This is a genomic window from Xenorhabdus sp. TH1, assembly GCF_037260955.1.
Lineage (GTDB): Bacteria > Pseudomonadota > Gammaproteobacteria > Enterobacterales > Enterobacteriaceae > Xenorhabdus > Xenorhabdus griffiniae.
The window spans coordinates 2082201-2102125 of sequence record NZ_CP147734.1; the positions used below are offsets into that span (position 1 = coordinate 2082201).

The window sequence follows — 19925 nt, forward strand, 5'->3', positions numbered from 1 at the left end:
ACAACTTTTAATTCACTAAAAAATAGCTGGTGGAATACTATGACTATCAAAGTAGGTATTAACGGTTTTGGTCGTATCGGCCGTATTGTTTTCCGTGCTGCTCAAGAGCGCTCAGACATTGAAATCGTTGCGATCAATGATCTGTTGGATGCAGAATACATGGCATACATGCTGAAATACGATTCAACCCACGGCCGCTTCAACGGTACTGTTGAAGTTAAAGACGGCCAACTGGTTGTTAACGGCAAAACCATCCGTGTGACATCTGAAAGAGACCCAGCTAACCTGAAATGGAACGAAGTGGGTGTTGATGTTGTTGCAGAAGCAACGGGTATTTTCCTGACTGACGAAACTGCACGTAAACATATCGCTGCTGGCGCGAAAAAAGTTGTTCTGACCGGTCCATCCAAAGACAATACGCCAATGTTCGTTATGGGTGTCAACCATAATGCCTATGCAGGCCAGGATATCGTTTCCAACGCATCCTGTACCACTAACTGTCTGGCTCCACTGGCTAAAGTTATCAATGACAAATTTGGTATCGTTGAAGGTCTGATGACTACCGTTCACGCAACAACGGCTACCCAGAAAACGGTTGATGGTCCTTCAGCGAAAGACTGGCGTGGTGGCCGTGGTGCAGCACAGAACATCATCCCATCTTCCACTGGCGCAGCAAAAGCAGTAGGCAAAGTTATCCCAGAACTGAACGGTAAACTGACTGGTATGTCTTTCCGTGTTCCTACTCCTAACGTCTCTGTTGTTGACCTGACTGCACGTCTGGCTAAACCAGCAACTTATGCAGAAATCTGTGATGCAATTAAAGAAGCTGCAGAAGGCGAACTGAAAGGCATTCTGGGCTATACTGAAGATGACGTGGTTTCTACTGATTTCAACGGCGAAAAACTGACTTCTGTATTTGATGCAAAAGCAGGTATCGCGCTGAACGATAACTTTGTAAAACTGGTTTCCTGGTATGACAACGAAACCGGTTATTCCAATAAAGTCCTGGATCTGATCGCTCATATCTCCAAATAACTGAGCTTTTATCGACTTTCAAAAGCCATCTGTTTACAGGTGGCTTTTATGTTTATATAACTAAAATATTGAGATATTCTTGTCTTTTAGTTCAACGGCCAATTTAAGTTTACATAAGGTCATGACAGATGCTTGATAAAATTTTCTCATTACCAATTGTAGAACAGCTCTCCCCTTATATCAGCCAGCGAAACATTGATGGTTTTCCGTTAGTTGTTGTTTCCCATCCCAAAGCTCGTGGAGTGATCAGTCTTCAAGGCGCACACCTGATTACCTGGCAGCCCAATAACGAAAAACCGGTATTATGGGTAAGTGATAACACCCCTTTCAGGGCAGGCACTGCTATTCGTGGCGGCATTCCCATCTGTTGGCCTTGGTTTGGTTCATTTGCAGCTCCCAGCCATGGATTTGCGAGGATATTACCTTGGGAACTCAAAGCCCATGATGAAAATGAAAATGGCGTTATTTTGACGTTCACATTACAGGATAACGCATATACCCGTAAGTTATGGCCACATGAATTCACGCTGATTGCCCGTTTTAAATTGGGGGAAACTTGCGAAATAGAGCTAGAGCCTCATGGTGAATATCAAGCCACTTGTGCTCTTCACTCTTACTTCAATGTGAGTGACATCAATCAAATTCGGGTCAGTGGGCTTGGTTCCCATTTTATTGATACCCTCACCGATAGCGAGCAATATATTGATGAAGATTTAGTCTTCCACGGAAGAACAGACCGCATTTATACAGAACCAGACGATTTTAATCTGCTCAGAGATCCGCTATGGAAACGAACAATTGAAATACACCACTATCACCATAGCGAAGTAGTATGCTGGAACCCCGGCGCTGCACTTTCCAGTAGTATGAAAGACATGAGCAAAGAGGGTTATAAGAATATGGCTTGTATCGAAACTGCACGTATCAATGACCCATTGCAGCCTAAGAATGGCAACCCTAGCAGACTTTCTGTCATTATCCGCTGCCGTAAATTCTCAGATAATAATCAACCAAGCGAAATATAGAGCAGGCATTTATTCCAAGACCAAGGATAAAAATGCCTGAATTCTTAAAGATAGAAAGGGTTAAACCACAGTGACAGGAACACGCTTCGCTAAAGCGCACAAAAGCTCGTAACCAATGGTTCCTGCCGAGTTTGCGACTTCGTCTACGGGTAGATTTTCTCCCCACAACTCGGCAATACTGCCTATATTTGCCTGAGGGCACGGAGTCAAATCAACCGTCATCATATCCATTGATATAGCACCCAATAACTGGGTACGAACACCATCAACCATGACAGGTGTTCCCGTTGGGGCATGCCGCGGATATCCATCCGCATAACCACAGGCAACTGTACCGACAAGCATGGGTTTCTGGGTTATATAGCGGCTGCCATAGCCAATTTTTTCCCCCTTGGGAAGCTCATGTACTGCGATGATTTCACTTTTTAGCGTCATGGCTGGTTTCAACCCAATATCGGCAATATCACGCCACTTTCCACTAGGAGACGCGCCATAAAGAATAATACCTGGCCGTATCCAATCCTTATGTGTTTTCGGATGCCACAACACAGCACCAGAATTCGCCAGGCAATGGTGCTGTGAATTCATTTGCAAACGCTCAACAACCGCGAATTGTTCATCAATACCCATTTCATTATCCGAATTGGCAAAATGGGTCATTAACGTCACTGACTTAATATTTTTAGCCTTTTTCGCCATTGAAACTATCTGTGTATACTCTTTTGCGGTGAATCCCAACCGATTCATACCACTATTGAGTTTCAAATAGATATCAATGGGAGCATCTAATTTAGTTTTTTCTATCTCATCAAGTTGCCAATGACTATGTACTACGGTTGTCAGATGGTATTTATTGATAATCTGCAAATCCGCAGGTTTGAAAAAACCCTCCAATAGCAAGATTGGCCCTTGCCATCCCTGCTCCCTTAAATAAATAGCTTCATTCATGTCAAGCAGTGCAAATCCATCTGTCTGCATGAGTGATTGCCATATTCTGTCCAATCCATGCCCATACGCATCCGCTTTTACTACCGACCAAATTTTGCTGTTACCCACCATTTGACGAATAACTGACAGATTATGGCGAAATGCATCGAGATGGATCGTTGCCAAAATAGGACGTGGCATGACGACCCCTTCTTATAGTTTATAAGTTTATGCTGTGTGTAAATGAGGTTTCATTGGAAACACTTTTATATTAAAGCCATCAATGTATCTGAATACGGAAAGATCATCTGCCGCAATATCGGGCTTTTTGCCTGAAATTAAATCAGCCAGTAACTTCCCTGAACCACAGGCCATTGTCCAACCCAGTGTTCCATGTCCCGTATTTAAATAAAGATTCGCATATTTAGTTGGCCCAACAATAGGTGTACCGTCCGGGGTCATAGGGCGCAAACCTGTCCAGAATGAGGCCTCCGTAATATTGCCACCATTGTGGTATAGATCCTGCACAACCATTTTTAACGTTTCACAACGATTTTGGAGGACATTCAAATTAAATCCGACTACTTCCGCCATACCACCAACGCGAATACGATTATCAAAACGCGTAACGGCAATCTTGTAAGTTTCATCCAGCACAGTTGAGACGGGTGCTTTTGACTCGTCCATAATCGGCATCGTCAATGAATAACCTTTCAATGGATAAACCGGTATTTTAACCAGTTCTTTTAATATTTCAGTGGAATAAGATCCCATCGCTACCACATAGTGATCCGCCGTCATGATACCATCATCACATTGAATACCTGTGACTTTACTTCCATCCACTAGGATCCGTTTAACCTGCTTGTTAAATATAAACTGCACACCAATATCTTCTGCCATTTTAGCCAGTGCTTTGGTAAAAAGCTGGCAATCACCCGTTTCATCATTCGGTAATTGCAACCCGCCAGTCAGTTTATGGGAAGCATTAGCAAGCGCCGGCTCCACTGTAGCCAATTGCTCAGCGGTCAATAATTGATAAGGAACTCCTTCTTGCTCTAACACTTTGATATCATTGGCAGCATTATCAAATTGCTTGGTGGTTCTGAACAATTGCAGGGTTCCCCCCTGACGCCCTTCATATTGGATCCCCGTATCAATCCTTAATTGTTTAATACAATCCCGACTATATTCTGCCAAACGAACCATTCTGCTTTTATTCATCGCGTAATGGCTTGCATCACAATTACGCAGCATTTGCCACATCCAGCGCAACTGAAACAGGGAACCATCAGGGCGAATAGCCAAAGGTGCATGACGTTGAAACACCCACTTCATTGCTTTTAGTGGGATCCCTGGAGCCCCCCAAGGGGTGGCATACCCTGGTGAGATTTGACCGGCATTAGCAGCACTAGTTTCTTCCGCGGCACTATTCTGGCGATCAATTACAGTAACTTCATGGCCTGCTTGTGCAAGATACCATGCGCTGGTTACGCCAATAACGCCGCTGCCTAAAATAAGGACCTTCATTTTACCCCCTACTGGCAAGTGATATTTTCAAGCATAATATGCTAAACATAAAAAGCCAATACAGAATAATAGACTGTGATACAATTAATTAACTTTTAGGATTTAAGTCACATTTACATTACAAAATATAAAAAACACATTTCTTCAATAATCGCATGTTTTCTATATAAATACATTTAAATCATCAAGTTAAATAAGAGTAAAATACTGTTCACCCCTTTAATTTCCTACTTATTAAAGTGGTTTTTATGGCAAAAAATAAACATTTCACTCACAAGGGTGAAATTTATAAAACACCAAAAAAATATAAATTTTTAGAATTTTATATAAGACCACTGTTAATTAAGTAGAATAATAATTTAAAAAACTGCATTACACAGTTGGGAGTGTTTCTAAATAACACATATGTGTTAAGTGATGATTAGTGAAGTGCCCCAGAAACATAGATAATTATGCATCATATAATTGTATATTATATGACCTAACCATGATATCACTACATAACTGGGGTAAATAAATGTAACCAATAGCGAGGTAAACAAAAAACGAAGAGTTTAACCAACTTAAGACATGTTTCTGTTAATTCATGGATCTTTCTGTTAATTCATGGATCATAATACTCTGCATACTATGCCAAATAATGCCACTCTCTTTACCATAACTCCGCACGCAATCCATAATCTTGTCATAGGCTTTTTCCCGGCATAATGAACTTAACTGCTGGTAGAAATTCAACGCTAAATTACGTGCTTCAGGACTGGAGAAATAATAACGACCAACACGGGTATACAACCCTTTCAGCCCATTAATAATCAAACCATAAATTGGGTTTCCTGATGCAAAAGCCAGACCACGGAAAATATCATAGTCCACAGAGCTGAAAGCTTCAGCGGTATCTTCCACGTTTTCTTTTTCTGCCAAAATTTCCAATGATTTTTCAGGGTTATTCCTAAATGCAGTACGGATAAAGATGGCTGCGATATTAGTTCTCACTGCCAATAAGTTATCAATCAACTGAGGAACACGATCATGATCAAGACGCGCCAAAGTTTCCAGAATATTAAGACCAGATGTTTCCCAAAAATTATTAACCTTGGTTGGCTTTCCATGCTGGATAGTCAACCAACCATCACGGGCAAGGCGCTGCAACACTTCACGCAAGGTCGTACGGGTGACACCGATCAATTCAGATAATTCACGTTCTGCTGGCAATATAGAGCCAGGTGGAAAGCGATTATTCCAAATACTTTCAATGATATACTCTTCCGCGAAACTCGCAGGACTTTGAGCCTTAATTACCATAATTTTAATTATTCCAAAGTAGTTTTCTTGGCTAATAATAGCGGTTGATCATACCAGAATGTGTTTGCTCGACATAGTTACCTGGTAAATAAACCGTGAAAGAGTGAATAGGCTCATAAAAAATGCAAATATTAGTAGATTAATTATGCGCTAATGCTCTTAAATTGCTATCACATTGAGCGTACTATACCGAACCAATATGTTTCTTAGTGGTTGATAGCTACTTAGATTTTTCCACGTATTCACAAAGAGGAATATTAATAATAATGGAAATCAGTATCCAACGTGCAGTGGTGAAAAACTTTCTCGGTAATGCGCCGGATTGGTACAAACTAGCTATTATTGTTTTTCTGATTATCAATCCACTGGTCTATTTCTTCATCAGCCCTTTTGTTGCTGGCTGGATGCTCGTCGTTGAGTTTATCTTCACATTAGCAATGGCATTAAAATGTTATCCTCTACAACCCGGAGGGTTACTCGCTATCGAAGCTGTCATCATTGGAATGACTTCACCAAAACAAATAGGTCATGAAATTTCCAACAATCTGGAAGTCATTTTATTGCTGATTTTCATGGTTGCGGGCATTTACTTCATGAAACAGTTATTGCTGTTTGTTTTCACAAAGCTGCTGTTAAATATCCGTTCCAAGAAAATGCTGGCATTGGCATTCTGCCTGGCGAGTGCTTTCTTGTCCGCTTTCCTTGATGCTCTGACTGTCATTGCCGTTGTTATCAGTGTTTCAATCGGGTTTTACGCCATCTATCACCAATTCCTTTCCCATCATGGCAGCTCTGAACTGAATGACGATAAGTATATTGACAGTGAAGATAAAAGAGAGACATTGGAACAGTTCCGGGCATTTCTGCGCAGCCTGATGATGCATGCGGGAGTTGGTACTGCCTTGGGCGGTGTGATGACTATGGTTGGTGAACCCCAAAACCTGATTATTGCCAAACATGTCGACTGGGATTTTGCTACATTCTTTATTCGTATGTCGCCAGTCACCATCCCCGTGTTTATTTGTGGTTTGCTAATCTGTTTACTGGTTGAACATTTTAAACTGTTCGGTTACGGTGCTGAATTACCTGAGCGTGTTCGCTCTGTTCTGGAAGATTACGACCAAAAGGCCAGTGAAAAACGTACCCGCCAAGAAAAAGCCCAGCTTGCTGTTCAGGCACTGATTGGTATTTGGCTGATTGTAGCATTGGCTTTTCATTTGGCTGAAGTGGGTTTGATTGGTTTATCAGTCATTATCTTAGCAACCGCATTCTGTGGCATTACCGAAGAACATGCGTTAGGTAAAGCATTTGAGGAAGCCTTACCGTTTACTGCCCTGTTAACCGTGTTTTTCTCTGTAGTTGCCGTCATTGTTGATCAACAACTGTTTGCGCCATTTATTCAATTTGTCTTGCAGTCTTCACCCGCTTCACAGCTTTCCTTATTCTACTTGTTCAACGGATTGCTCTCCACGGTTTCTGATAACGTTTTCGTCGGTACGGTTTACATTAATGAAGCACTTATCGCCCTGAAGAGTGGTTTGATTTCACAACAACAATACGAGTATTTGGCCGTTGCCATCAACACAGGAACTAACTTACCATCCGTGGCAACCCCTAATGGACAAGCCGCGTTTTTATTCCTGCTAACTTCTGCCTTGTCTCCATTAATCCGTCTCTCTTATGGTCGCATGGTCATGATGGCCTTGCCTTATACTATTGTGATGACACTAGTGGGACTATTGTGTGTTGAATTCTGGTTAGTGCCTGCCACTGAATATCTCATCAAACTTGGTTTGATCACGCCACTATAATTGGAGGCCTAATTTATCGCTATATCCTACCGGATGGTGTGATTTTGCATACCATCCGGTTTTTTTGTTAGCCACTTGCCTGAAAAAATAGCTCAGTTAATTTTAATTTTATTTTTTTATGGCTGATGAAACGGCACAATAAACCCGTTATTTATCTTAAGAAGATGGGAAGAAAAGAAAATGTTTCAATTTTTAAATCAGAGTTCCCAAGGGCGAGGCGCATGGTTATTGATGGCATTGACAGCCCTTATCCTGGAAGCGACAGCACTCTATTTTCAACATGTGATGAAGTTACAGCCTTGCGTAATGTGCATTTATGAGCGTGTTGCGTTGTTCGGTATTTTAGGCGCTGCGCTACTTGGTGCAATCGCACCAAAAACGCCTTTGCGTTGGTTAGCGATTTTGCTGTGGATTTATAGCGCATGGCAAGGATTACAACTGGCATGGGATCACACCATGATGCAGTTATACCCTTCCCCATTTAATACTTGTGAATTTTTTGTCCGATTCCCATCTTGGCTACCACTGAATGATTGGTTACCTTCAGTGTTTCAGGCGATTGGGGATTGTTCGATGAAACAGTGGGAATTTTTAACACTGGATATGCCGCAATGGCTGATTGGTATTTTTGCCGCTTATCTGCTGGTATGTATATTAGTATTAGTGAGTCAATTTTTTCGAATTCAGGATAGATCTTAAGAGTAAGAAATTGTTCCAAAAGGAGTCTCTAAAGGCTCCTTTTAACCTTGGTTTATCCCCGTACTCACGGAGAACTCGCCGGTACTTTGTAAGCCGCTCTCAAAAATCTTTCCTATATTCAATTCTCTATCACAGTAATAAAAACACGATCTGTATTGCAGATTATAAATCAGAAAAAACGGAAAGATAAATTTTACTGATTTATAGGCTGAAAAAATGGTAGACTTTTTAAGTCGAAAAAATATTTTATAAAACAGTTAGATAAAATTAGGGTGTTCCCCGTGAGTACGGGGATAAACGGAACGCCGGAATAAAACCACGTCCGGCACGTGTGTGTTCCCCGTGAGTACGGGGATAAACGGGAACCACCAAAACCAGCGCAACCCCCAAAACAGTGTTCCCCGTGAGTACGGGGATAAACGGCATGTATTAAAAATGGTTCGTGGTGCTTAATTGTGTTCCCCGTGAGTACGGGGATAAACGGACACTGGACATGGAGCGGCAGGCCATTCAAGCCGTGTTCCCCGTGAGTACGGGGATAAACGGCCATTCAGTTTGTCCGCTATACGGTGATGCCGGTGTTCCCCGTGAGTACGGGGATAAACGGTAGCATCTATTGGGAAGATGTGGCCACTGGAGGTGTTCCCCGTGAGTACGGGGATAAACGGAAACCAACCCAGAGTTACCATATTCGCCAGACGTGTTCCCCGTGAGTACGGGGATAAACGGGTCGAACGGTTCAGGCGGTTAATGACGATGTCGTGTTCCCCGTGAGTACGGGGATAAACGTTCATAGCCGACCATTTGAGCAATATGTATGGGTGTTCCCCGTGAGTACGGGGATAAACCGTCTGGTCGTACGTGGATGACGCCGGAAAAGGTGTGTTCCCCGTGAGTACGGGGATAAACCCGCCCATCGGCGCTAACGCCATTCATTAGCGCCGTGTTCCCCGTGAGTACGGGGATAAACCGGTAACAGGCGGGAATATCTAGAACATCTGCTAGTGTTCCCCGTGAGTACGGGGATAAACCGGTTGCCGCCGGGAAGAATTTACGAACCAGTTCGTGTTCCCCGTGAGTACGGGGATAAACCGACACCACGTTCGGCACCGAATCTTTGGGGGCAGTGTTCCCCGTGAGTACGGGGATAAACCGTTCATGTAATTTATGTTGGTGTTCGTCCAGTTGTGTTCCCCGTGAGTACGGGGATAAACCGCGGATATTTTCCCACTGTTAGCGCCGGTATTGCGTGTTCCCCGTGAGTACGGGGATAAACCGCGCCTTATTTAACATAACACCCGTTGCCAGAAGTGTTCCCCGTGAGTACGGGGATAAACCGTCGCCCGTGCTCATGCGGTTACTGCCGAGTGGGTGTTCCCCGTGAGTACGGGGATAAACCGGTAATACTTACGACGGAACAGTGTCGAAGCTTCGTGTTCCCCGTGAGTACGGGGATAAACCGCATAAAGGCACGGTGATCACCATCACAAATTAGTGTTCCCCGTGAGTACGGGGATAAACCGCTGATGCAGTTGGGAAAACACGTGCCGAAATGGTGTTCCCCGTGAGTACGGGGATAAACCGGCTATCTCACCTGAACTTGTTGAATTAGGGACGTGTTCCCCGTGAGTACGGGGATAAACCGGATTTATTGCCGGTCAGTTGCCGTAGCATCGGGTGTTCCCCGTGAGTACGGGGATAAACCGCCTACGTGGTGGAAGACTATCGCGGCGTGGCAGTGTTCCCCGTGAGTACGGGGATAAACCGTATGCTCTTAATTCTGGATTTTCTTCAAGAGCGTGTTCCCCGTGAGTACGGGGATAAACCGCATAAAGGTTTGGAAAAATTCTTTAAAACAGGGTGTTCCCCGTGAGTACGGGGATAAACCGAATGCACCGTGTATTGCTGGCTCGGTCTCGCAGTGTTCCCCGTGAGTACGGGGATAAACCGGAAAAACCGTCAGTGTCCGCCTTAATCACCCGGTGTTCCCCGTGAGTACGGGGATAAACCGATAAAAACTGTAGATGTGGAAATGGGCGCATAGTGTTCCCCGTGAGTACGGGGATAAACCGCCAATGAGTTTTCCAACCGATACGTTCATCAGGTGTTCCCCGTGAGTACGGGGATAAAACAGCCCTATTTAACATAATGGCTCTTAGGCGAGTGTTCCCCGTGAGTACGGGGATAAACCGGCTCTTTGTCGCCGTGGGATTTGTTGCGGGGAGTGTTCCCCGTGAGTACGGGGATAAACCGCGGCACAATGGATTTACGCACTGGTGACCGTTGTGTTCCCCGTGAGTACGGGGATAAACCGGATAAACCGTATAATCTAACAGACGAAAAAGGGTGTTCCCCGTGAGTACGGGGATAAACCGCGGCTATCCGATGTAATCACATATTTACCCAAGTGTTCCCCGTGAGTACGGGGATAAACCGTAATTAAAGATTATGTCAACCCATAACAGAGAGTGTTCCCCGTGAGTACGGGGATAAACCGCTGGAAGAGAAAAAACGCCGGCTGGGTCTCGGGTGTTCCCCGTGAGTACGGGGATAAACCGTCGTTTTTGTTCCTGCTCGACGGCTGCAACGGGTGTTCCCCGTGAGTACGGGGATAAACCGTCTGGTGATGAAGGGCTACAAGGTGAGATCAAGTGTTCCCCGTGAGTACGGGGATAAACCGACGAATTGCCGGAGCAGATGAGCGCAGGAGGTGTGTTCCCCGTGAGTACGGGGATAAACCGGCTGCTTGCCATCCTTGAGCAACACGAAACCGGTGTTCCCCGTGAGTACGGGGATAAACCGCGTGGACAACAACCGGGAAAAAAAACAAAAAAGTGTTCCCCGTGAGTACGGGGATAAACCGATCTGACACCAGCCATGCGTAAGATTGCTGCAGTGTTCCCCGTGAGTACGGGGATAAACCGGAGGCTTCATATTGCGAGAATCCTTGCGCAACGTGTTCCCCGTGAGTACGGGGATAAACCGTATTCTGTCTCACTGTCAATGAAACACGCCTCGTGTTCCCCGTGAGTACGGGGATAAACCGTGATTGCCAGCATCGTTCGCCCGCTGGGTATCGTGTTCCCCGTGAGTACGGGGATAAACCGTCTATACCTCGGCGGAAATTAACCTAGATTTTGTGTTCCCCGTGAGTACGGGGATAAACCGACTCCAGCCATTCGGCTTCGTAACCTTTGTCCGTGTTCCCCGTGAGTACGGGGATAAACCAGTACAGTGCTAATTAAAATACATCATCATTTGCGTGTTCCCCGTGAGTACGGGGATAAACCGCAATGCGTGTTTCAATGAATGTTTTATACTGGGTGTTCCCCGTGAGTACGGGGATAAACCTCATTCGGTATTTCTATTACATTTGTCATATCTGTGTTCCCCGTAAGTACGGGGATAAACCAGAATTTCGGGAAATGAATCTATTTAACTGGTTAAATACCAATTAACAACGTCATGCTACATTCGAAATTTCTACCGACTTCCTACTGTAATATTTTCTTTCAGTAGTGTATGATTCACGGCATATTTTGCCTGCCATGCTTTAGGGTTGATTAAGTAATGTTGCCGGAAACGTTTAGAAAAATGACTTGGGCTGGAATAACCCACTGCAGCAGCAACCTCAATGACACTCATTCCTTTCTTCAATAAATCTTCCGCAGTGGTCATACGGACGTTTTCCAGATATTGATGAAAAGTACGAAAAACAACCGCCCGGAATCCCTCTTTTAATTTCCGTTCATTCAGACCTACTGCTCTTGATAACGATTTTATTGTCCAGGGATGATGATAATCGTTATTAATGATTTTTATCGCATTGTAAACAGCCCGGCGCTGCAACCCGCTAATCATATTATATTGGCAATCATAAATTTGTGCTGTCACGCAAGCGAGTATCTCTAACGCCTTTGCCTTTAAGTAGACCTTCCTGACACTACCATTTAATTGACACTCTTCTATTTGATTCACTATCTGCATAAAAGGCGGATAGATAGGACAAGCCATCATCAAAGCATCACTATAACTCGCGTTTTTCTCAAAACCAGCCGTTAATTTGGTAAAAGATGGCAACTCCTGAGCTTCAATTTCGTTCAGAGAAAAACGGATATCGAGAATACGCCAAGTTCCGCAGCCAAAAAAATTCATACCTCGCGTCACCGTAGGCGAATAAAAAAAGACCATCGTTCCCGGATTAATATCTAAAACCTCACCATTTTCAATTGCCATTTTTCCCTTCCCATTGAGAACAAAGGCTATTGACACTGTTGGTGGTCCTTCACAATATTCTGTAAAATCTTGGCTTAGCTCAAGATGGATACGGTTGATGTGAATTCCATCAGATAGTTCCTCTGTTAGCAATGAAGGCGTTGTGTTGTTTTCCTCTACTGGTGAATGCCTATTATTGCCATGGCCAGCAGCGAAAATCCTCAATGTTTCGCTATAGATTGTCTTCATGAAATCCCCTGTAAAATCAGCATCAGACACCAACCATTTCAAAAAAACGCTTTCCACAATAAAAACAGCATGTTGTGCGTGTTAAAGGCATTATTTTTTTATTTTATATATTTATATACCAATGTGAATATCACGCAATTTATCATTAATGAGAATCATTATCAATAGTACGTATCGCGCTATTTTTGTCCCTATCCCGTTAGCTCTTCCTTTCTATTCCAGTTAATTTCACTAAAGATTGTTTTCGGTTTACCACGCTTATTTGGTTTACCACATTTGATCTTTTTAAAACATGATTTGGAAAGGCATAAAGAGTATTTATGAGAAAAAAATATGCTAAAGCGTCTGTCTTATGTTGTCTGATCACACCTGTTGTGACTTGGGCGGAGCATTCACCCAAAGCCACAGAAGATGTTTTGATTGTGACGGCTAACAAACGAGCAGAAGCATTAAATAAAGTTAATGGCAGTATTTTAGTAAAAACTGGCGAGGAACTTGAGCAAGCAGGTATCACCCAAGTACAGGATCTTGAGCGTGCTTTCCCTGGCTTACAAATCCGCTCTCGCGGTAACCGAACCTACTCAGCAACCACCATTCGGGGTATCAGTTCACCCGATTACTATTCACCCTCCATTCGCATTTATGTTGATGGTGTTCCTCAAGATCACCAATTTCTGACACAAGAGTTAATTAATGTAGAACGTGTAGAATTATTACGTGGTCCCCAAGGCACTTTATATGGTGGCAATGCCCAAGCCGGTGTTATCAATATCATCACTCGTTCTCCAAAAGAAGGCCCTTGGCTTAACCTTTCTGGTCATTATTCTAAATTAAAACAAGGGGGTTCCTTCAGTGGATCAGTACCGCTTATTGAAGACATGCTTTATGGCAGCATGAGTCTACGCTGGGTAAAAGAGCCAGGACAAATTGATGCCCCAAATCGCGGTGATAAAAATATTGACTCCAGCAAGACCTGGCTTGGTAAAGGAAAGCTGACCTTTGCACCAGAAGAGTCTCCATTCAGCGCTGAACTTAGCTTTGCTCATGAAGATCTCAATTCACATGAAGAGCTTTATTTAACCGACGAACAGTTCCGTCGGAAAGAATATGATGGCCCTATCCCGGATTTAACACGGCGCGTCAACAGTTATGCACTCAAAGCGGACTATGATTTTGGTAACAACGTATTAACCAGTATCACCGCCTATCAGGATCGCGATATTTTCCGTGATTTTATCGGGGGTAAATGGAAAGAAAAACACCATGCCACCACCCAAGAACTACGCTTAAACTCCAACTACTCTAATGGGATTACCAGCGTTCTCGGCGGCTGGTTCTCAGATGAAACTAGCAGACATCATACTGGCGCCTATATGAATTACTATAGCGCTGCCTTGAACACGATAAAAACAAAATCACTGGCCCTGTTTGGTGAAGTCAAATTACCCATCGCTTCTCAATGGGATCTGACGCTTGGCGGGCGTTTGTCACATGAAAAATCTCAAATAGCCTATGCAGGCCGTTCTGGCATAATGGCGGTCGACGCTTTTGATAACCAGGTTTCCAGCAATGAGTTTATACCTAAGGCAGCACTGGGCTGGCAATTGACACCAGATACCCGTTTCTATCTCTCTGCCACCAAAGGATACAAGCCGGGCGGGTTCAATAACATTGTTTCCTCTGCCAATGATAAAAAGCCTTACGATACCGAAACCTCAGACAATTATGAGTTTGGTTGGCATACCTCATTCTTTAATGACGCAATGACATTAAACAGCGCAGTTTATTACATTCGTTCCAAAGATAAACAGATCTACGTCGGGCCTATGGGTGGACAATTCATTCGTAACGCCGGAAAAGCAGAAAGTAAAGGTATCGAGCTGAGCAGCCAGATTAACCCAATGCAAGGGCTTAGACTTTCTCTGGGGGGTAGCGTAGGTAAGTCAAATTTCACTGAGACAACAAGTGGCGTAAACTATAAAGGCAAACGCCTGCCTTATGCACCAGATGTCATGCTTAATGCAAGTTTCGACTATCTGATTAATCAAACATTGTTACCAGGTAACCTCTATTTCAATGCTGGCACTCGCTACTATTCAAAAAGCTACTTTGATGAAGCAAATGCCCTTGAACAAGGGGGATATACTCTCTATGACGCATCACTTAGTTTAGAAATGGATCATGGCATCAATGTCAAACTTTATGGGGAAAATTTAGGTAATAAACAGTATCGCGTATCCAGTTTCCAGATGGGAAACAATACGTATAGCATGATAAATAAAGGCTTGAATGTTGGGCTGGATGTGAGCGTTGCACTATGATGCACAGCACCTCACATCGCCGTCACATCTCGTTACTACTTTTGACTTTGGCTGGTGTTTACACCATCCAAAGTACCATTGGTATGTTAACGTTACAAAGCATGCCGGCATTTCTACGCAACCACGGCGTTACCCCAGATAAGATAGGGTTACTCTACCTATTAATGTTACCTTGGGCATTAAAATTCCTCTGGGCACCCGTTGTAGAACGCTATCGCAAATCAGGTTCGGGGGATACTCACCCCCGCCGCATCATGCTCTGCGGCAATCTGTTAATTGCACTGCTTTTTGGTTTAATGTCCTTAGCGAACCCTGCCGAACATATGCCGCTTATCATAGCGGCCCTGTTTTTGATTACGCTTTGTCTGACCGTGGTAGATACCACCACAGACGGCCATGCTATCGATCGATTACCACCACAGCATCGCCCCTGGAGCAATGTCATGCAGGTTGGGGGAAGTTATCTGGGCGCCATTATTGGCAGCGGTCTGTTTTTATATCTTATTTCACTCTATGGCTGGCACATTGGTGCAGGCATGTTGGTGATAGTGATGCTATTAATGTCACTGCCTATCTTGTTCATCCGAAAAACGCAGGGACAGGGAGAATCGAGCACGTCAAAAACATCGATCACGCCCTCCTCGCCAAAACCTTCGCTAAAGAGTGCATTACGCCGTACTCCGGTTAAACAGGCACTGATTTTAATACTGCTATGTATGATGGGGACACGCCTGTCACTCGGTATGCTCTCCCCATTTTTAGTCGATCGCGGCGTAGACTTAACCCAATTAGGCATCATTGCTGCCAGTGGTGGGGCATTAGCTGGCTTATCTGGTGTCCTACTTGGCGGCATCGTGGTTCGTAAACTAGGTGCCATCCAGACATTATTGACGGTCATGTTGCTTGAGTGTCTGGTGTTAGTGGGTATTTTCTGGCTTTCTCAGCAACCAGAAACACCCCTGTCCCTGCTTTCGGCAGCATACGTTTTTATCACGCTAATCACCGCGACCAAATTTGTTGCCTTGTATACCCAAATGATGTCTCTGGCGGCAGGCATACAATCTGGTGTGGATTTTGCGCTGATGCAATCCGCAGATATGAGCATTGCCATCATCTGTTCAATGCTGGGGGGATTGATTGTAACCAAAGCAAGCTATGCCTCTCTTTTCGCGCTTGCCTCCCTCTTCACCCTGGCTGGCTTGTTCTGGACATTACGTAAGCGCCACGATTTCCAAAAGGAAAACACCTATGCCCAGCAATGATCCTTCTGTTCAAAATTCTCCTGAGCAACGTGCCGCTGACGCCGGTGTCCTTAAGACATTGTGGGATATGATGCGCCCATACCGCACGCTGAGTTACGTTGCTATCGCACTTGCCATTGTTTCTGCTGGCCTGCAAATACTGCCGGCCGCAGTTGCTGGCCTTATTACCCAATCACTCTATGACGGGCAATATGACACCTTGCTGAATTACGGCGTCATGTTATTAAGCTTCACCTTTGCCGCGATGCTGACTTTCAGTGCTTCAACGTTTGTTGCTCATTTGATCGCTGCCGATGTTCAGGCTGATGTTCGTCGTAATATCAGCAATAAGTTGAAGTCTGTTCCCCTGGGCTTCTTTATGCAGACTGACAGCACCGAAATCAAGAAGATGATGTTAGATGACGTCGAACAACTTGAAGATGGTATCGCCCACATTATTCCAGAGATGTCAGCAACCGTGTTCGGTCCATTAATAGCATTGGGTGTGATGTTAGCCATTGACTGGCGATTAGCATTGGCGGCTTTTGTTCCAACTTTGGGTGCTTGTTTATTATTCATCTATATTCAGATGAAAGTTCAAACCACTACTCAACGATTTTACGCCTCCCAAAATCGTATTGCCTCGACAATGGGTGAAGTTATCAACGCAATTCCTGTAGTGAAAACCTATTCAGGTGGCAATATTGCCCTACAGCGAGCGGAAGAAGCCTTTACCGCCCTGACACGTATTATCGATGTTTGGGTTGAGAAAGTGCAGGTCAAATCCAGCCGATTTTTTGTGCTATCCAGCGCTAATCTGCTGTTTGTCCTCCCCTTGGCGGTCTGGCTATTTAACCGACAAGCAATCACTTTATTTGAATTCACCTTCTTTATTCTGGCTGCCATGGCATTCGGCAATATTGCTTCATCTATGTTTTCGGTGATGACACGTTTGCAGCAGCAAGAGGCCTTAGTTACACGATATCGTTGGCTGATGAATCAACCTGAATTAGCGCCATGTACCCAAAATCAGGTTCCTGCCGATCATACTGTGGCTTTGCATAATGTCAGCTTTTCCTATCAAGATAAGCAGGACAATGTCTTAAATAACGTTTCGTTTTCCGTCCCTGCCGGCAGTTCACTCGCTCTGGTTGGTGCCAGCGGCTCTGGTAAATCCACGATAGCCAGCCTGGTTGCCCGTCTTTGGGATCCTCAACAGGGCAAAATTACTGTTGGTGGTGTTGATATCCGCAACATGGATGAAACCACACTGCGTAATAACATCTCTTTTGTGTTCCAGCGGGTATTTCTGTTCAACGATACGATAGCCAACAATATCCGCCTGGCCCGTCCTGATGCTTCACAAGCAGAAGTTGAAGCAGCGGCCATCGCAGCACAAGCACATCAATTTATCCAACAGTTACCACAAGGTTACAACACCGTAATCAACAACGGTATTAGCTTGTCTGTAGGAGAAAAACAGCGTATCGCCGTTGCCGCCGCTATCCTGAAAAACGCGCCCATTCTTGTATTAGATGAAGCTACCGCCTATGCCGATCCAGAATGTGAAAAAGAGATGCAACAAGCACTCAATGCGTTATGCCGCAATAAGACAGTGATTGTTATCGCCCATCGCCTGCCAACTGTCCGTCACCTTGACCAAATACTGGTCCTGGATAAAGGACAAATCATTGAGCAAGGCACCCATGATGAACTACTCGCACAGCAAGGCGCGTATGCCAAACAGTGGGCAGCCTGGCGGGGAGAAAATACCGGAACAGGAGTAAATTAATCATGGGATTATTTAATCGTCTCCAACAACATCTGTCCGCAAAACTACAACGGGTTTGGTTGGGTGGATTGTTATATAAGCAGCTTGATACCATTGCAATTATGGCGCAACTGGCTATCGCTGCCTGGGCCATTACTCATCTGGAGGGAACTCACCCGAAAGAAAGTGACAACGCTATGCTGCCGCTTATCACACTGACATTATTGGTTATTTTACTGTTGCTGCGATTCACTTTTATGTCTCGCGCATTACGTAAACTCACCATTGCCGCTTATGGGTTGGGGATAGAAATCCGCCGCTCTTTGCTACAGCGGCTTGTCGGTATGTCCATCGCGACAATTCGCGGACTAAGTGCCGGGAAAATAGCCCTGACATTATCCGAAGATGTGCAATGGCAGGAAAATCAATCAGCCTATACCACCCCACAAATTACCTGCCAGATTATGATGCTGACACTTATCTATCTGGCTTTATTCTGGTTCGACTGGGTTGTTGCTGGCTGTGCCCTATTAGTCTTGATGGTTGGATTACTGATCCTGGGTGGGATCCGGCAAAAACTCAATGAAATACTGCGCCGTCGGGCAGCGATGATGGCTGATGTATCCGAAGCAATCGTAGAATATGCCCAGGGCATGGCGTTTATTCGCGCGGCGGCTGCGACCACAACGGTAGAACAACGTTTTGACCAGGAAATTGAACAACTACGTGCCGCATTCCGCCGTGGAATATTCAAAAGCATACCGTTGCTGAGTCTGTTCTACATCATTATTGATACCAGCGTGGTTGTTGGCATTCTGGCCGGAGCCTTACGTTTTCATGAAGCACTCACTCTCCCTGAGATGCTGATCACTATTCTGTTGTTGTTCGCCACTATTACCCCTTTACGCGGGATCATTCCCCTGCTCAACGTAACCGCATTGACACAAGTCGGTGAAACACATATTGCAGAGATAGAGGCGATTGCAACACAAACTTCCGGGCCATTAGCTGCACCCAACAAATATGATGTTGAAGTTAACAATATCTCATTTAGCTACCCAGGGGCTCACCAGCCCGCTATCCAGGACGTATCATTTTATGCCCCACAAGGCAGTATGACCGCTATTGTGGGGCCAAGTGGCAGTGGTAAATCCACGCTGGCCTACTTATTACTTGCTTTCTATCAACTGGATAAAGGTGAAATCTGTTTAGGTGGGAACCCTATTCATCATTACCAGACTCAAGCACTGTATGACACCGTCACAATGATGTTCCAGGAAACCGCCCTATTCCAGGACACGGTTGCCAACAATCTTCGTCTGGGGGATCCGAATGCGACACAGGCAGAGCTGGAACAGGCGGCCCGCCTCGCCAATATTCACGATACGATTATGGCATTACCGCAAGGGTACGATACACCTTTAGGTGTGGATGGCGGTACGTTATCGGGTGGTGAGCGCCAACGGCTTGCCATTGCTCGTGCGATCCTAAAACAGTCCCCGGTTCTATTCCTGGACGAAGCAACGGCGTCGCTGGATCCCGAAAATGAGCGGTTAATACAAGAAGCCTTTGATTCTCTCACTCAGGATAAAACCGTTTTTGTCATCGCTCATCGGTTAAGCACGATAACCCGTGCTGATCAAATATTGGTAATGGATCATGGAACCCTCTGTGATAGCGGTACACATGATGAATTACTGGGGCGTTGCCCGCTTTACCAATCCCTTTGGAAAAATCACCTTGGCTCAGAAAAGCATTGGCATTTACACCCCAATATTCACTTAAACAAGGTGTAACCC

At 44.7% G+C, this 19925-nt stretch carries 12 protein-coding genes and 1 CRISPR repeat array; of the genes, 8 read left to right on the plus strand and 4 right to left on the minus strand.

Annotated elements, in window-relative coordinates:
- The first annotated feature begins 39 nt into the window (after positions 1 to 39).
- Both gapA and WDV74_RS09260 read left to right on the plus strand, forming a co-directional pair.
- On the plus strand, positions 40 to 1035 hold the full coding sequence (gene gapA, locus WDV74_RS09255) for a glyceraldehyde-3-phosphate dehydrogenase (protein ID WP_338882424.1): 996 nt from the start codon (positions 40 to 42) through the stop codon (positions 1033 to 1035).
- Between the two features lie 128 nt (positions 1036 to 1163).
- Positions 1164 to 2060: a D-hexose-6-phosphate mutarotase gene (locus WDV74_RS09260; RefSeq protein ID WP_338882426.1), complete on the plus strand. Its 897-nt coding sequence runs from the start codon at positions 1164 to 1166 to the stop codon at positions 2058 to 2060.
- A gap of 60 nt (positions 2061 to 2120) precedes the next feature.
- On the opposite strand, the gene alr is transcribed toward WDV74_RS09260, so the two are convergent.
- The 3 genes from alr to fadR all read right to left on the minus strand — a co-directional run bounded on the left by alr (position 2121) and on the right by fadR (position 5819).
- Positions 2121 to 3188 (minus strand): alanine racemase, encoded by a 1068-nt coding sequence (gene alr, locus WDV74_RS09265; RefSeq protein ID WP_338882427.1) that lies wholly within the window; start codon positions 3186 to 3188, stop codon positions 2121 to 2123.
- Positions 3189 to 3215: 27 nt separating this feature from the next.
- The gene (locus WDV74_RS09270) at positions 3216 to 4517 is read right to left on the minus strand and encodes a D-amino acid dehydrogenase (RefSeq protein WP_338882428.1); all 1302 of its coding nucleotides are present in this window, start codon (positions 4515 to 4517) and stop codon (positions 3216 to 3218) included.
- 579 nt (positions 4518 to 5096) lie between these two features.
- Positions 5097 to 5819, minus strand: coding sequence for a fatty acid metabolism transcriptional regulator FadR (gene fadR, locus WDV74_RS09275; RefSeq protein ID WP_338882429.1), 723 nt, complete (start codon positions 5817 to 5819; stop codon positions 5097 to 5099).
- Between the two features lie 266 nt (positions 5820 to 6085).
- Here fadR and nhaB point away from each other — a divergent pair, with 266 nt between their 5' ends.
- On the plus strand, positions 6086 to 7630 hold the full coding sequence (gene nhaB / locus WDV74_RS09280) for a sodium/proton antiporter NhaB (RefSeq protein ID WP_338882431.1): 1545 nt from the start codon (positions 6086 to 6088) through the stop codon (positions 7628 to 7630).
- Between the two features lie 180 nt (positions 7631 to 7810).
- Complete coding sequence (dsbB, locus tag WDV74_RS09285) at positions 7811 to 8329, plus strand: disulfide bond formation protein DsbB (RefSeq protein WP_338882432.1); 519 nt, start codon at positions 7811 to 7813, stop codon at positions 8327 to 8329.
- A gap of 272 nt (positions 8330 to 8601) precedes the next feature.
- A CRISPR array of direct repeats spans positions 8602 to 11742; the repeat unit is 29 nt; unit sequence GTGTTCCCCGTGAGTACGGGGATAAACCG.
- A gap of 70 nt (positions 11743 to 11812) precedes the next feature.
- On the opposite strand, the gene WDV74_RS09290 is transcribed toward dsbB, so the two are convergent.
- Positions 11813 to 12823, minus strand: coding sequence for an AraC family transcriptional regulator (locus WDV74_RS09290; protein WP_338882433.1), 1011 nt, complete (start codon positions 12821 to 12823; stop codon positions 11813 to 11815).
- A gap of 290 nt (positions 12824 to 13113) precedes the next feature.
- On the opposite strand from WDV74_RS09290, the gene WDV74_RS09295 reads away from it, so the two are divergent.
- Genes WDV74_RS09295 through WDV74_RS09310 form a run of 4 tightly spaced genes read left to right on the plus strand, consistent with a single transcriptional unit; the run spans position 13114 to position 19922 of the window.
- Positions 13114 to 15114 (plus strand): TonB-dependent receptor, encoded by a 2001-nt coding sequence (locus WDV74_RS09295; protein WP_338882435.1) that lies wholly within the window; start codon positions 13114 to 13116, stop codon positions 15112 to 15114.
- Positions 15111 to 16376, plus strand: a complete 1266-nt coding sequence (locus WDV74_RS09300) for an MFS transporter (protein ID WP_338882437.1) — start codon at positions 15111 to 15113, stop codon at positions 16374 to 16376. The genes WDV74_RS09295 and WDV74_RS09300 overlap by 4 nt, the downstream gene beginning before the upstream one ends.
- On the plus strand, positions 16363 to 18147 hold the full coding sequence (locus tag WDV74_RS09305; protein WP_338882439.1) for an ABC transporter ATP-binding protein: 1785 nt from the start codon (positions 16363 to 16365) through the stop codon (positions 18145 to 18147). Before WDV74_RS09300 ends, WDV74_RS09305 begins: the two co-directional genes overlap by 14 nt.
- Before the next feature lie 2 nt (positions 18148 to 18149).
- Positions 18150 to 19922: an ABC transporter ATP-binding protein gene (locus tag WDV74_RS09310; RefSeq protein WP_338882441.1), complete on the plus strand. Its 1773-nt coding sequence runs from the start codon at positions 18150 to 18152 to the stop codon at positions 19920 to 19922.
- Positions 19923 to 19925: the final 3 nt, after the last annotated feature.

Excerpts from the sequence above, each read along its gene's own strand:
- nhaB (WP_338882431.1), top strand. The coding sequence starts at position 6,086 with ATGGAAATCAGTATCCAACGTGCAGTGGTGAAAAACTTTCTCGGTAAT.
- WDV74_RS09260 (WP_338882426.1), top strand. The coding sequence starts at position 1,164 with ATGCTTGATAAAATTTTCTCATTACCAATTGTAGAACAGCTCTCCCCT.
- WDV74_RS09305 (WP_338882439.1), top strand. The coding sequence starts at position 16,363 with ATGCCCAGCAATGATCCTTCTGTTCAAAATTCTCCTGAGCAACGTGCC.
- dsbB (WP_338882432.1), top strand. The coding sequence starts at position 7,811 with ATGTTTCAATTTTTAAATCAGAGTTCCCAAGGGCGAGGCGCATGGTTA.
- alr (WP_338882427.1), bottom strand. The coding sequence starts at position 3,188 with ATGCCACGTCCTATTTTGGCAACGATCCATCTCGATGCATTTCGCCAT.
- WDV74_RS09270 (WP_338882428.1), bottom strand. The coding sequence starts at position 4,517 with ATGAAGGTCCTTATTTTAGGCAGCGGCGTTATTGGCGTAACCAGCGCA.
- gapA (WP_338882424.1), top strand. The coding sequence starts at position 40 with ATGACTATCAAAGTAGGTATTAACGGTTTTGGTCGTATCGGCCGTATT.
- fadR (WP_338882429.1), bottom strand. The coding sequence starts at position 5,819 with ATGGTAATTAAGGCTCAAAGTCCTGCGAGTTTCGCGGAAGAGTATATC.
- WDV74_RS09300 (WP_338882437.1), top strand. The coding sequence starts at position 15,111 with ATGATGCACAGCACCTCACATCGCCGTCACATCTCGTTACTACTTTTG.
- WDV74_RS09310 (WP_338882441.1), top strand. The coding sequence starts at position 18,150 with ATGGGATTATTTAATCGTCTCCAACAACATCTGTCCGCAAAACTACAA.
- WDV74_RS09295 (WP_338882435.1), top strand. The coding sequence starts at position 13,114 with ATGAGAAAAAAATATGCTAAAGCGTCTGTCTTATGTTGTCTGATCACA.